This window comes from Deltaproteobacteria bacterium (genome assembly GCA_026388415.1).
In the GTDB taxonomy this organism is placed as follows: Bacteria; Desulfobacterota; Syntrophia; order Syntrophales; family JACQWR01; genus JAPLJV01.
Genome location: JAPLJV010000015.1, coordinates 1 through 14,504, shown reverse-complemented (window position 1 = coordinate 14,504; position 14,504 = coordinate 1). Strand labels below are relative to the sequence as shown.

General features: G+C 50.8%; 12 protein-coding genes and 1 riboswitch. All 12 genes read left to right on the top strand.

Features of this window, described 5'->3' with window-relative positions; genetic code table 11:
• Positions 1-26: 26 nt before the first annotated feature.
• On the top strand, positions 27-284 hold the full coding sequence (locus tag NT140_03810; protein MCX5831006.1) for an AbrB/MazE/SpoVT family DNA-binding domain-containing protein: 258 nt from the start codon (positions 27-29) through the stop codon (positions 282-284).
• Entirely contained in the window at positions 259-678 is a 420-nt protein-coding gene (locus NT140_03805) for a type II toxin-antitoxin system VapC family toxin (protein ID MCX5831005.1), read from the top strand. The genes NT140_03810 and NT140_03805 overlap by 26 nt, the downstream gene beginning before the upstream one ends.
• 26 nt (positions 679-704) lie before the next feature.
• Complete coding sequence (locus NT140_03800; protein MCX5831004.1) at positions 705-890, top strand: hypothetical protein; 186 nt, start codon at positions 705-707, stop codon at positions 888-890.
• A gap of 314 nt (positions 891-1,204) precedes the next feature.
• Positions 1,205-1,408: a hypothetical protein gene (locus tag NT140_03795; protein MCX5831003.1), complete on the top strand. Its 204-nt coding sequence runs from the start codon at positions 1,205-1,207 to the stop codon at positions 1,406-1,408.
• Positions 1,409-2,188: 780 nt separating this feature from the next.
• Positions 2,189-2,251, top strand: a riboswitch (Fluoride riboswitch).
• A 70-nt stretch (positions 2,252-2,321) separates the two neighbouring features.
• Complete coding sequence (locus tag NT140_03790) at positions 2,322-4,076, top strand: dynamin family protein (GenBank protein ID MCX5831002.1); 1,755 nt, start codon at positions 2,322-2,324, stop codon at positions 4,074-4,076.
• Between the two features lie 50 nt (positions 4,077-4,126).
• A complete protein-coding gene (locus tag NT140_03785; protein MCX5831001.1) occupies positions 4,127-5,320 on the top strand; it encodes an MFS transporter in 1,194 nt (397 codons plus the stop codon).
• 77 nt (positions 5,321-5,397) lie between these two features.
• Positions 5,398-6,669 carry a phosphopyruvate hydratase gene (gene eno / locus NT140_03780; protein MCX5831000.1) on the top strand — a complete coding sequence of 424 codons (1,272 nt, stop codon included), beginning with the start codon at positions 5,398-5,400 and terminating at the stop codon, positions 6,667-6,669.
• Between the two features lie 32 nt (positions 6,670-6,701).
• On the top strand, positions 6,702-6,839 hold the full coding sequence (locus NT140_03775; GenBank protein MCX5830999.1) for a hypothetical protein: 138 nt from the start codon (positions 6,702-6,704) through the stop codon (positions 6,837-6,839).
• Positions 6,840-7,241: 402 nt separating this feature from the next.
• Positions 7,242-8,663 (top strand): tetratricopeptide repeat protein, encoded by a 1,422-nt coding sequence (locus tag NT140_03770; GenBank protein MCX5830998.1) that lies wholly within the window; start codon positions 7,242-7,244, stop codon positions 8,661-8,663.
• A 12-nt stretch (positions 8,664-8,675) separates the two neighbouring features.
• Positions 8,676-9,248: an HD domain-containing protein gene (locus tag NT140_03765; GenBank protein MCX5830997.1), complete on the top strand. Its 573-nt coding sequence runs from the start codon at positions 8,676-8,678 to the stop codon at positions 9,246-9,248.
• 158 nt (positions 9,249-9,406) lie between these two features.
• On the top strand, positions 9,407-9,973 hold the full coding sequence (locus tag NT140_03760; protein ID MCX5830996.1) for a tetratricopeptide repeat protein: 567 nt from the start codon (positions 9,407-9,409) through the stop codon (positions 9,971-9,973).
• Between the two features lie 110 nt (positions 9,974-10,083).
• Complete coding sequence (locus NT140_03755) at positions 10,084-14,163, top strand: tetratricopeptide repeat protein (protein MCX5830995.1); 4,080 nt, start codon at positions 10,084-10,086, stop codon at positions 14,161-14,163.
• Positions 14,164-14,504: the final 341 nt, after the last annotated feature.

Below are 14,504 nucleotides of genomic sequence, written 5' to 3'. Positions count from 1 at the left end.
GTGATGCATGCAGAAAAGGAGTAAACATGTCTACCAATGTCATAACCGTATCCGGAAAGGGACAAATAGTCATCCCCCGGGAGGTACGCAGACGCCTGCAGATCTTACCCGGCAGGAAGCTGCTGATTAAGGTCGAGGGGGATTCTGCCGTCATGACTCTCTTGCCTGATGACCCGGTTGCACACTTCTGCGGCATCTTCAAGGAAGGGCCGTCCCTCACGGAGGGCCTCCTGGAGGAGAGACGAAAGGAGCGCGACGATGAAGATCGTCAAATTACTCGATAGTTTTGCCTTGCTCGCCTATCTCAACGGAGAACCAGGCTGCGGTAAAGTCCGCGAGGCGCTGATCGCAGCCAGGGAAGGGGTTTACGACCTCTGCATGAATGAGATCAACATTGGCGAGAGCTACTACATCCTTTCCCGGAAGAGGGGGACAGAAAAGGCCGATTATCTCCTCGACACCATTCTGCCTGGCCTTCCCATTCGCAACGTGGCCAACGACTTCCCGGATGTTATCGCCGCCAGCCGGATTAAGGCCCAGTATCCACTTTCTTTTGCCGATTGCTTCGCCGTGGCAACGGCAAGCAGCGAAGGTGCAAGCATTCTGACCGGCGACCCCGAATTCAAGAGCGTCGAGCACCTCGTTACCATCGAATGGCTGGAAAATTTCGGGACATAGTAAAAATTATTGGCAGGCCAGCAGCAATGTCACTCCACCTGATATGGCTGTCGGTTGCTCAAAACGTCTGCAGCATGGTAGATACAGCGGGGCAAAAGATCAGTGGCTTAGATGTCACAGGCCTGACGCACGAAGAACGGGACAGCTTTGCCAATGCCCTGGATGCTCTCAAGCAGATTATCGAGAGCAAATTTCAGGCGATGGCGCAGTAGGCCGCATCACTTTTTGTCATTCCGGACTTGATATGCAGCCTGCCCCGTACTCGATACGGGGGAATCCAGGGAAATTTAGCAGTAAAATGAAAAGCAGTTAGGTAATTTAGTTAATTATTTAAGATAGATAAGTCAGTTGAATGCATTCAACTGCTCTGCGCGGACAGGTTGCGAAAGGCGGATCAGCGACCAATAAAACTTTTACACCTCATGAAAATAATGGGACCTGCGTGTGCCCGGCGGGGCTTGCGGACGATAGAAAAAAATGATAAGTTAATCATTATAATATTTTAGAAGAAGGGAGGTAAACGCTCATGAAAACGCTATCAATCACCGTGCCGGACCATTTGGCAGAGCGTATCCATGATTATGTCCAGTCTGGTTTTTTCATGTCCGATCCGGATGTCATCCTGGCGGCCATGTCGGAATTTGTCCGTCGCAACCGGGTTGACTTGATGGAGCGCTTTGCTCGGGAAGATATCGCGTGGGCCAAGAATGAGGCTCATGTGCTCAAATGAGAACTATCGTCTGCGATGCCGGTCCCATCATTCATCTTTACGAGGCCCATTGCCTGCAGTTGCTCAGGCAAACGGGCAGTCTTTACCTGCCCCAGCGCGTTTTCAACGAAGTTCAAAGCTATTTATTCCTCAGGCCCATAAACGCAATCAACCTCTCAGATTAAAGACGCAGGGAGAACTTAAAAAAATTACCACAGAAACACAGACCATGCCCACGGGCCTTTACTGGCAGGGTCAAACGAAAGTGGAGCGGATTGTTCTGCCCTTCCAGAACATCGAGACAATTAACGAAAGCCGGGCGACACGGGAAGTCCTTTAATTTTCTCGGCTTCGAATACAAGTAGCTATTTTATTGATCAAGGTGTATTGCTGAGTACCAGATGAAGTGTGGCATTTTGGGGGGTAAGATCGGGGTTGAGCCTAACTTCCTGAACCCCTCAAATCGTCATCCTCGACGAAGATGCTGGATTTCAAACCGTTATCAATAATGTGATCCCCTCAATAGGTATGTTATAGAGAATCTGTCATGTAGATGTTTTGGCCAGCGGATACATGGTTGAAATATTATGGCACCGTCGAGAAACCTGGCGGTAAACAGAGGAAACAAACACCAATATGTATCTGGAGAAACTGGTTACTCGACTCAAATGATATGATTATGATATGCCCTCTCATTAAAGGCAACGCTGTGTCTCTTGCACTTTCAGCGTTGTGGCAAGTATAGTAATGAAGGGGAAAATCAGCTTGACAATAATCCGCTCAATGTATTAGGGACAAACATATTTGAGAGGTGATGGAGTTCACCCGATAACCGCCGCTCAGGCTGATAACTCCTGGATAGGGAAATGTCCCCCCGTCGGGAGTAAAGCGAAAAGATCAGACTCCTGCAGGGGAAACCTGAAGGAGTTTTTTTATGGGCTTGGCACCAAGAGACGCAAACCTCGATCGCCTTTCGGATAACTTTGAGCCTTTCCTGAACCGCATTCAGGAGATATGCAATCAGCTTCATATCATTTCTCTCAACCGCCAGATCGAAGCCTGCCGGAATCTGCTCGACCAAAATGAACTGATTGATGTGGCCGTGCTCGGACAATTCAAGGCCGGAAAAAGTTCATTCCTCAACAGCCTGATCGGGAAGCTCGTCCTTCCCGTAGGGGTCATTCCCGTTACGACAGCGATTACCCGTCTGCAATATGGGGAAGAGGAAAGGGCCATCATCCGTCATGTTGACGGACGACATACCGAAACGGATATCTCCGCCATTGGTGAATTTATCTCCGAGGCCCAAAATTCCGGCAATCACAAGCATGTTGAAGTAGTTGATCTTGAACTTCCGTCCCTTTCAAAGTACGTTGGGCTGCGGCTGGTGGATACCCCCGGCCTGGGGAGCGTATATAAAGATCACATCAAAACCTCTGAAAACTGGCTCCCGGAGGTGGGAACAGCGGTGCTTGCCATCAGTGCGGATCGGCCCCTGGCCGAGAATGATATGCAACTTCTGCGGGAATTGCGGCAGCATACACCCAAAATTGTTCTTTTGCTTACCAAGGCCGACTTGCTCACCCCGGAGCAACAGGAAGAAGTCGTCCATTTTTTTCGTTCAGCGCTCCAACGAGAATTCCAGGAGCAATTCCCCATCTTTCTTTATTCCACCCGCCAGGAGACGGAACGGTGGAAGCAAACGCTGGAAAAGGAAGTCTTACAACCCCTTTCCTTGAATCGGGAAGAGGAATTGGGGGAGATTTTGCTGTATAAGATGAAGTCCCTCGTCATGGGTTGTCTGAGCTACCTGGCGATCGCCTTGAAGACTTCCCGGCAGGCGGACCGCGACCGGGAGCAATGCCGGACGCAGATCCTGGATGAGAAGGTAAATTACGAACTGTTCCGCGAGGGGATCGAATTGTCGGCCAGGGAAAACACCCAGCAAACCAGAGGGCAAATCAGCAGTTACCTGGAAAAATTCCATGAGCCTGGTTTAAAGAACAAGACCCGGGAAAGGCTGCGCAAAGAATTGCCTTCCTGGAGAGGGAATCTCTGGAAGCTTACCCGCAGATATGAGGAATGGCTGCGCGAAACCCTGGCCGGGGAACTCGATCATATTTCCCGGACGGAACGGGAACGTTTCTTAGGCACGCTGAAAAAGACCCACACCAGCTTCTCCCGCTCCCTGGAGGTATTCCGGAGCCTTTTAAATCAAAACCTCGAAAAAACACTCGGACTCCGGCTTGCCGAAGTGGATTGGAAGATTGACGTGGCCGAGCCGCAGCACCCGGATGTACGGACGGTGCGGACCTTTGATCAGCATTTCGATCTGATATGGTTTCTGATTCCCATGCCTGTCTTTCGCCCGCTTGTGGAGAGGCATTTCTTAAACCAGATCCCCAGGGAAGTGATGGTCAACCTCTCCCGTCTGGCTGCCCAATGGGAAAAGCTGATCAACAGAGCCATCAACGAGATGAAGGATCAAACCTTGAAATATGTCCGTGATGAGCTGGCCACAATCGAATCCCTTCTCTCCAGATCCCACGACCAAACCGAAGAACTCAAACGGGCGATAGAGGAATTGGAAGAACAATTGGAACAGATGGCCATGAGCAACCGGCACAACACAGCCGTCAACAGGGTACACGGTGAGGGTTGTGAAGTAAGAGACGAGGAATATTGTTGACCTATTATCGCTAATGGATGTAGTCACGGTTTTGACCTGAGGAGAAAAAGGTGAGAAAATTTGGCAGTTATTTCGGCTTTGGCAGAAATGTCTTTGCTGCCGGACTCGTCAGCTTCTTTATGGACGTCAGCTCCGAGATGGTCTATCCCCTCGTGCCCCTGTTTTTATCAAATGTACTGGGGGTCAACAAATCGGTAATCGGTCTTATCGAAGGAATTGCGGAATCCACCGCCAGCCTGCTGAAGGTTTTCTCGGGCTGGTTCTCCGACAGGATAGGAACGCGCAAAGGCCTGATGGGGGCCGGATATGCCATTTCCGTCCTGAGCAGGCCGTTTATCGCCTTGGCTGTCACCTGGCAGCACATCCTGGCCTCCAGATGCATAGACCGGCTCGGCAAGGGCATACGCACCGCACCCAGGGATGCCCTCATCGCGGATTCAGCAGACCCCGCGGTGATTTCTCGGGCTTTCAGCTACCACCGCTCAATGGATACGCTCGGCGCCGTCATCGGACCTGCCCTTGCCTTCTTCCTGCTCAGCTTGTTTGCCGGGGATTTCAGAAAGGTGTTCTGGGTGTCCATGATACCGGGGATAATCGCCGTTTTCCTGATAGTCTTCTTCATTAAAGAAAAGAAGAGGGCTCTTCCGGCGTGTCATAACAGGCCAAAACTGACCCTTGCGCATTTCGACGGGAGGTTTAAATTCTTTGTCCTCATCACGACTATATTTGCCATCGGGAACTCCAGCGACGTTTTCCTGATCCTGAGGGCTCAGCAGTTGGGCATCAGCACCGCCATGATCCCGGTGGTTTACCTGACCTTCAACCTTGTTTATTCATTATCCGCTATTCCTGCCGGTATGGCGGCGGATAGATTTGGAATGAAGAGGGTAGTACTTATCGGCTTCATTTTGTTTGCCCTCATATATTATGGATTCGCCGTTGTTGGCTCTGCGGCTGCCGTCTGGATATTGTTCGGCTTGTATGGCATTTTCATGGGTCTTACGGAAGGTGTGCAGAAGGCATTCCTGACAACCATCATCCCGCCTGACTTCAAGGCGACGGCATTCGGTGTTTACAATACCGCCATCGGCCTGGCGCTGTTTCCTGCCAGTCTCATCGGTGGCTGGTTGTGGGACCACGTTTCGCCGGCGGCAACATTCTATTACGGTTCGGCAATGGCCGCTGTTTCCACCCTGCTGTTTATCGCCTTCATCGCTTCGTTGAGCAAAAAGGCCCCTGTTTAAGGAAACGTATTGTGGTTATATTATGGCAATTGTAAGGAGAAAAGCATCATCACTTTTACTTTATTAGAGGAGGCATTATGTCGAAAATCACAAAAATCAAGGCGCGGGAGATTCTGGACTCACGGGGAAACCCTACTGTCGAGGTTGACGTTATCCTGGATAACGGGATATGCGGAAGGGCCGCCGTCCCTTCCGGCGCATCTACCGGGAGCAAAGAAGCAGTCGAGCTGCGGGACGGCGATAAAAAGCGTTACCATGGCAAAGGCGTGCTGAAAGCGGTCGCAAATGTCAACAAGATCATCGCTCCCAAGCTCAAGGGCATGGCTCCGGAAAAACAAAAAGAAATAGACCGGCACATGATTGATCTGGACGGAACTGAGAACAAGGCAAAATTGGGCGCGAACGCGATTCTGGGCGTCTCGATAGCCGTAGCTAAAGCCGCCGCCCTCGATAAGGGTAAACCCATTTATAAGTATATCGGCGGGAAAGACGCCCGCAGGCTGCCCATACCCTTCTTCAACATCATGAACGGCGGCAAGCACGCCGACAATAACGTGGATATCCAGGAGTTCATGATTGCGCCCATCGGAGCGCCTTCTTTCCGGGAGGCCCTGCGGATGGCCGCCGAAACGTACCAGACCCTGAAGACGGTCTTGAAATCAAAAGGCCTGAACACGGCTGTGGGAGACGAGGGCGGTTTTGCGCCTAACCTTTCCTCTAATGAAGAGGCCATCCGGATCATCATCTCAGCCATTGAAAAGAGCGGCTATAAGCCCGGCGAGCAGATAGCCATTGTCCTCGATCCGGCGGCGAGCGAATTTTACCGGGACGGCAAATACGTCCTGAAGGCGGATAACAGCCAACTGTCCTCCGAAGAGATGGTTGACTATTATAGAGCGCTTGTTGCCAAGTATCCGATTATCTGCATCGAAGACGCCCTCGCGGAAGACGATTGGTCGGGGTGGCGCATTCTGACGAAAAAGCTGGGTAAAAAAATCCAGCTCACGGGCGACGATATATTCGTCACCAACCCCAGGATTCTGGCCGAAGGTATCAAGCAGGGCATCGCCAATTCCGTGTTGATCAAGCTAAACCAGATCGGGACGCTCACGGAAACGCTGGAGACGGTGGCGACGGCCAAGGCGGCGGGCTATACCTGCCTATTCTCCCACCGGTCCGGCGAGACGGAAGACTCCTTTTTGGCCGATGTGGCCGTAGCCACCAACGCCGGTCAACTGAAAACCGGCGCTCCGGCGAGGTCGGAAAGATTGGCAAAATATAACCAACTGCTGAGGATCGAGGAAGAATTGGGCAGCAGGGCCATCTTCCGTGGCGACCTGCGCTGGTAAGTTGGCAGTTTTTTGTGTTGGAGGAAACAACAATGCTTGCGGTTGACATTACCGGTTTCGGGCATGTCCGGTTGCAACATCTGGCAGCGGATTTTGGGAAAATATGGGGGAAAATATGGGGACACCTTACTGGTTTTCTTGCTTCCCGCCGCAAGAAATACGAAGTATGACCGTTGGGTTGGATTAGCGAAACGGAGGAAATAAATGCCAACCTGCGGTATCGTGAGAAACCACACTACTCAATATTCCTGGGACATCCATGATACTATTTAATCATATTGAATCGCTGATAATTAGTATTATGGATGTCCCCGGATTATACCGGATTATTAAACGAGTGATGAGCGACAAGGCTGCGAATCGCCGCCAAAAAGCGGATATTACAGCCTTACAAAATTAGGTGGTGAATTATGGACCAGATTTTTAAGCGTGATTTTTTTGGCGGAAGATGGTATGTTCCCCTCCTGAAATCAACAAACGTCAACCTTGGATAAAATGCATGATTTCAAGTTGTTATCAATGAAAATATTTCATGGGCTTCTCCTTTTTTAGGTAGCAAAATGGAGGTCAATATGACATCTCGTAAAATAGCATCTAACGTAAAATGGGCCGTGGTTATTTATATTTTATCATTTCCTCTAATTTGGGGTCGCGTAAATAGTGTAATGGCATCTGACGTGACGTACCAGCGTGACTATACCTATCAAGCCTCTGAATCAGACAGTAAGATTTCCTGTCGGACCATCGCTCTTGAACAGGTGAAAAGGCTACTATTAGAGGAATTAGGGTCTTACTTGGTAAGCCAAACAGAGGTAAAAAATTATCAGATATCTCGGGATCAAGTAAACGCCATAACGGCGGGTATTGTGAAAACGGAGGTCCTGAAAGAAAACTGGGATGGTAAGACTTTCTACATCATAGCCAAAATCACCACTGACCCCAGCCAGGTGGCCAAGGCCGTTGATGAGCTTCGGAAGGATAAACAAGGACTTAGCGAACTGGAGGAGGTTAAAAAACGGACGGAAGAGCTGCTTATAGGACTTGAGAGGCTCCGGGAGGAATTGAAGTTATCGAAAGGGGGGCAGCAGATACAAGAAAAGAAGGACTACATGGCGGCCGTGCAGCAACTCGATGCCGTTGACTGGTTCAGGGAAGGTTATGCTTTAGCGGAATCCGGAAAATATAGAGATGCCATCAGTTTCTATAATAAGGCCATTGATGCAGATCCCAGGCATGCTACTGCATACAGCGCGCGCGGGTGGGCTTATCACAGGATTGGCGATTATCCATCTGCATTGAAGGATAATAATCGTGCTCTCGATTTAAAGCCCAACTTTCCTGCTGCACTTGCGAACCGTTCGACTACGTTATGGGGAATGAGACAATACGATAAAGCATTGGCCGACATCAACCGGGCTATTGAGCTTAAGCCTGATTATTCAAGGGCATACGAAGTGCGATCGTTGATATATCTTTATATGAAGAAAAGCGTTAATGCTATTGAAGATGGTAATAAAGCAATAGAATTGAACCCCAATAATGCCTATGCATATCTTCATCGAGGCGATGCTTACCGAAATATCGGGAGCTATGAAGAGGCATTTAAAGATTACCAGAAGACAATCGAGATAACTCCGGCAAACCCGAATGTATATCATAGCCGGGGATACGCATATTTTTTGCGGAAAAAATATGACGACGCACTCCGCGATATGAACAAAGCGCTGGATTTGAACAAAGATCCTGTAACACCTCTATTTTCTCCTGTAACGGCTCTATATCTACGCGGGCTTGTCTGTAATCAGTTAAAAGATCACGAAGGGGCCATCCGAGATTTCTCTAAAGTTATTGAATTTGAAGCGGATAACGCCGGTGCCTATTATCAGCGGTCGCTCAGCTATAAGCAGATCGGTAAAGCTGATGAATCTGCAAGCGACTTGAAGAAAGCTGCCCAATTCCGTGATGTGCAAGCCCAAAAGGCTGTCAAAAAATAAATATGCTAACCGATGAGAATGATAATAAACGTCATTAAGGCACTTGACTTTGCAGCAAGGAAACATCGGGATCAACGTCGCAAGGGCGCCGGATCAGAACCTTATATCAATCACCTGACTGAGGTAGCGTTTTTGGTGGCCGAGGCTACTGAAGGGGAAGCTACAACCGCGCTCATAGCAGCCTTGCTTCATGACACAATTGAGGACACGGTAACAACGCGTGAGGAATTAGAGCAGGAATTTGGCAGCGAGGTCGCTGCTTTGGTGGTGGAACTTACTGACAATAAGCTTCTGCCAAAGCTTAGGCGCAAGCAACTGCAGGTGGAGAACTCTGGTTCTAAGTCGGGGTACGCCAAGCTGATCAAGATCGCCGATAAGATCAGCAACCTCCGCTCAATATGCTTGAGTCCCCCGGTCGGCTGGGATGTTGACCGCCAGCGGGAATACTTCGTCTGGGCATTTGCCGTCGTAGCGGGCTGTCGGGGGGTCAACAAGTGGATCGAAAGGCGCTTCGATGAGGTGTATGAAACTGGTTTGCGGGAACTCCGGCAGCGCGGGGATACACCACCGAACCAAAACGTTTAAGCATTCCTCTTTAAGCACTTAAAAGCATAAAGCAAATGAAATCGCAGCCGCCCGAGGCCAGGAAGGGGGATGAAGGCGCAAAAAAGTCTGAACGATAATCACCAAAAAATAGCAAATTCTAATTTAAATTTGGTACCAGTATCGCAGGCAGATCATAAATGGGTTTCAAAAGAATAATAGATGACTATAGAACAGAGATAATTCGCTTCCTGATGATTTATGGGGTTTGTTTCGGTGCTTTTCTGGTCATCGCTATAGTTGTTTTTCTACAATCCGGTACTATCGCTGTCCCCATCCCTTTGCTGATCATCGCTCCTGTTGTAATGGCTATTATCGCTATGTTTGCACTCAACAAGTTCAGTAATGCATTTGGGAGGGTGTTCTATGGGGGGCGTCACAAACCTTTGAGCGTCGCTGAACCGGCGAAATGCGAATTGGACAAGATCAGATTCAGCAAGATGAAGGGACGCTTTGAGGAAGCCCTGCAGATTATAAACGAGCTTCTCAAAAAAGCCCCTGATCATCCGGAGGCCTTATTTCTAAAGGCGCAGATCTATCACGAAGCATATGGGTACCATGACTCGGCCCGGAAATGCCTGCAGAAGATTATAGACACGGTTCCCGTTGACAAAGAAGCACACCAGTGGGCTGCCAATTACCTTGGGCAAATATTATTCTCCGAAAATGCAAAGAAGAGCCAAGCCAAAAGAGAGGTGTTCCATTGACATACAAGATAGTTTTTATTATACTGCGCCACGAAAAAAGAAATTATTGTTAAAATTAATGGGTTCTTATTCCGATGTAAGGCTTTGCCAGGATAATGAGTGAACCCCATATGAAAACCCACCGTATCGCCTCCGAGCTCCTCTGCCTGTTACTGATCGCCGTTGCCACCCCGCTGCTGCTGGCGGAGGATACGCCCCAGCCATCGCTCGCCAAACAAGCTAACAAAACCAACCTCAGTGTTGAAGAATTGAGCAAGGCCGGCAGGGCAGCCGAAGTAGCCAAGGACTGGACCCAGGCCATCAATATCTGGACCCAATTGCTTGCCATTCAGCCAGATGATGTGGAAGCACTCCTCGGACGGTCGGGTGCGCAAAGTGAGCTGGGGCAACCTGCGCTTGGGCTGGCCGATGACCGAAAAGCTGTTGAGTTGGCGCCTGACAATATAAGGGCCCGCAATTCACTCTGTTGGCACAGTATTTCCGCTGGCGAATGGGGCCAAGCGCGGACAGCTTGCGAACGGAGTCATGCGCTTGCTCCTGATATCATGGCTACAAATATCAATCTCGGCCACACCTATTTTTTACAGGGCGACTTGGCGACCGCCCGGCAGTGGTATGACAAAACCATTCCGCTGCTGGAAAGCGAAGATGATCTCACCGCCGGCCCTCTTGGCGATTTCGACCTTTTCATCCGACGCGGTTGGCAAGTAGAGGCATCGAACCAGGTCCGGGCCTGGTTTGCCGATCAAGGCCAGCAGTGGCTGAAGGTGATCAGGCTGAACCAACAAGTACTCGACTTGTACCAGCAAGGCAAGTACGCCGAAGCCTTGCCTATTGCTCAACAAGCGCTCGCGATATGCGAAAAAGTATTTGGCGCTGAGCATTCCATCGTAGCCACAGGTATCGATAATCTGGCGGTGCTTTATAACTCCCAAGGCCGCTACGCTGAAGCCGAACCTCTCTATAAACGGGCACTGGCGATCAGTGAGAAAATCCTGGGGCCGGAGCATCCCAACACCGCGACTGCCTTGGACAACATGGCAAAGCTCTACCAAAAAATGGGAGCCTACGACAAGGTGGAGCCCCTATACAGGCGCTCTCTGGCGATCAGAGAGAAGACCTTGGGGTCGGAGCATCCCGATACCGCCAGTTCCCTGAATAATTTAGCCGTACTCTTCCACTCTACTGGCTATTCTGCAGAGGCAGAACCTCTCTACAAGCGGGCACTTACGATCTATGAGAAAGTCCTCGGGCCGGAGCATCCACACACCGCGTATGCCTTGAACAACCTGGCAGCGATCTACCGAGAAATAGGGGCCTACGACAGAGCGGAGCCCCTATACAAGCGGGCCTTAACGATCAGGGAGAAAGTCCTGGGGCCGGAGCATCCCGACACCTCCGACTCCCTAAACAACTTGGCTGGACTCTATTACAGTATGGAGGCCTATGACAAGGCGGAGCCCCTCTTCAGGCGCTCCCTGGCAATCAGCGAAAAAACCTTGGGACCGGAGCATCCCGATACCGCCGTTTCCCTGAACAACCTGGCCGGACTCTATGACACCATGGGGGCCTACGACAAGGCTGAACCCCTCTACCGGCGCTCTCTGTCGGTCAGGGAGAAAATCTTGGGGCCGGAGCACCCCGAAACTGCCTATACCATGAACAGCCTGGCCTTAATATATTCTCACATGGGCGCCTATGACAAGGCGGAACCCCTATACAGGCGCTCTCTGGTGATCAGGGAGAAAGTCTTGGGGCCGGAGCATCCCGATACCGTCCTTACCCTGAACAACATAGCCGGACTCTATGGCACCATGGGTTCCTACGACAAGGCTGAACCCCTCTACCGGCGCTCTCTGTCGGTCAGGGAGAAAGTCTTGGGGCCGGAGCATCCCGATACCGCCTATACCCTGAACGATCTGGCCTTAATGTATCACAAAATGGGCGCCTATGACAAGGCGGAGCTCCTATACAGGCGCTCTCTGTCGATCAGGGAGAAAGTCTTGGGGCCGGAGCATCGCAACACCGCAACTACCTTGACGAATCTGGCCGCACTCTATGTAACCATGGGGACCTACGACAAAGCTGAGCCCCTATTAAAGCGGGCCTTGGCGATTTGGGAGAAAACCTTGGGGCCGGAACATCCCAACACCGTCTACGCCCTGATCAATCTGTCCTCGCTATATTATAAAATGGGTGACTACGACAGGACGGAACCCCTCTTGAGGCGCTCTCTGGTGGTCAGGGAGAAAGTCTTGGGGCCAGAGCATCCTGACACCGCCAATTCCCTGAACAACCTGGCCGTGTTCTACAAAACCATGGGTTCCTACGACAAAGCTGAACCCCTCTATAGTCGCTCCCTGGCGATCGCTGAGAAGACCCTGGGCCATGAGCATCCCCACACCGCAACTGCCCTGAGGAATCTGGCCTTGCTCTACGCTGCTCAGGGACGGAGTGGTGAGTCCCTTACCCTAATGGAACGTGTTCAGGAAAGCGACCGCAAGCAGATTGAGCAGGTCCTCGGCTTTGCCTCGGAGTCCCTGCAAACTCAATTTCTGGCAACCCGGGAATACGACTTTTTCGCTTATCTTAGCCTGATATGGCAGCGCTTTCCGGACGATCCAAAAGCCATAAGGAACGCCCTGGATGTTTGGCTCGCCCGGAAGGGTATCCTTCTTGAAGCCCAGAAGCGGATAAAGGAGGTTCTTTCTGTTGGCGACAATCCCCAGGCACAAGAAATCTTTGCGAATCTGATCTTAATCCGACAGGAACTGGCAATGCTTGTCTTGGGAGGTCAGGGGAAGGAAGGCCCGGAAGCCTATCAGAAACGCATTGTTGAACTAACTGCCCAAAAGGAAACCTTAGAGGGGCAACTCAGCCGCCTGAGTCAGGCCTTTGCACAACACAGAAAGACGAGAATAGCCACAACTTCCGCCGTTGCTTCTGCTCTCCCACAAGGTGCGATTCTCATCGAAATGGCCCGGATCAAGGGTGTTGATTTCAAAAAAGGCGAGTGGGGCTCATCTCGTTACCTCGCGTTTGTCCTTTCTTCCGGAAAAAATCCCGATGTCTCGCTTGTTGATCTTGGAGATGCTGACAACATCGACCAGCAGACGGCAGCTTTCAAGAAATCCCTGGGGAACAGTAAAACCCTGTCCGATGTCCTGGCGAAACAGAGCAACGATCTCTACCGGCTGATCTTCGCCCCGTTACATTTAGGCGTCGGTGAATCAAGACAAATCTTTCTTTCTCCTGACGGCAGCCTCAACCTCATCCCCTTTGAGGTTCTGCGGGATGATAAAGGTCGCTATCTCATTGAGACGCATACTTTTCACTACGTCTCCGCGGGGCGGGATATTGCCGGTTACGGCATGATCAAGGAAAAAGGACGGAAGGCTCTCTTGATAGGCGACCCGGATTTTAACCTGGCAGCTAAACAAACAGATGGAGAAAAAGAAAAGCCCGTAACCAGGTCTCGTCAGATGCAGGGGCTCACCTTTTCACGACTGCCGGGGACAAAGGAAGAAGTGGAGGCCATCGCTGCCATTATGGGCCGCTCCGATTCCGATACATATACTGGAGAAACGGCGCGGGAGTCAGTCCTGCTGCGAAAGGAAAGCCCTCGAATCCTGCACCTGGCCACCCATGGTTTCTTCCTCTCCGATCAGGACTGGTCTTCCCTTATGGATGAGAAGAGCCGGGGTATTAACATCATTGGAAAGGATAAACTCCCTTCCAAGAAGCCTGTTAGCATCGAAAACCCCTTCCTCCGTGCCGGCCTCGCGCTGGCGGGGGCAAACCGTTCCCTTGCTCAGGAAGGTACCATGGATGGTGTCCTGACGGGCGAGAAGATTCTCGGCCTGAATCTCCGCGGGACCGATATGGTGGTACTTTCGGCCTGTGAGACGGGGGTGGGGGACGTGAAAAACGGTGAGGGGGTCTATGGGCTGAGAAGGGCCTTCACCCAGGCAGGCGCGAAGAGCCTGGTCATGAGTCTCTGGGAGGTTCCCGACAGGGAGACAAAGGAACTGATGGTTTCTTTCTACGAGAACCTGCAATCAGGCAAAGTGAACCGCGCCGAGGCCCTTCGCCATGCGGCCCTCAAACAGCGGGAAGTGGTTAAGGCCCGTTACGGTTATGATAATCCCTACTATTGGGGCGCTTTTGTTTTCCTCGGCGAGGCGGAGTAGGCGCCTCTAAGCGTATTGCTGCTACGAGTAGCAAAAACAGTTTTTTATTACGTGGAACCTCCTAGTTTTTAATCTGCCGATATGCTAACAATATAGGCCATATTGCCGAATTTAAGATCAATGAACAGCAAATAGGAGGGTTTATGGGTTACGCGATTCTTTGGTTGGGTATACTGGCGGGATTCCTTCTTCTGCATGCTTTTTTATACTAATTTGCATTCATAGATATACTAACGATCCATTCGAAACCGGTTAGCCCTGCCACTGTATGATTATCCTTTTCCAAAGTCGCCAGGGAAGTGACAAGTTCATCTTCAACTGCATTCAGGCTATGGAACACC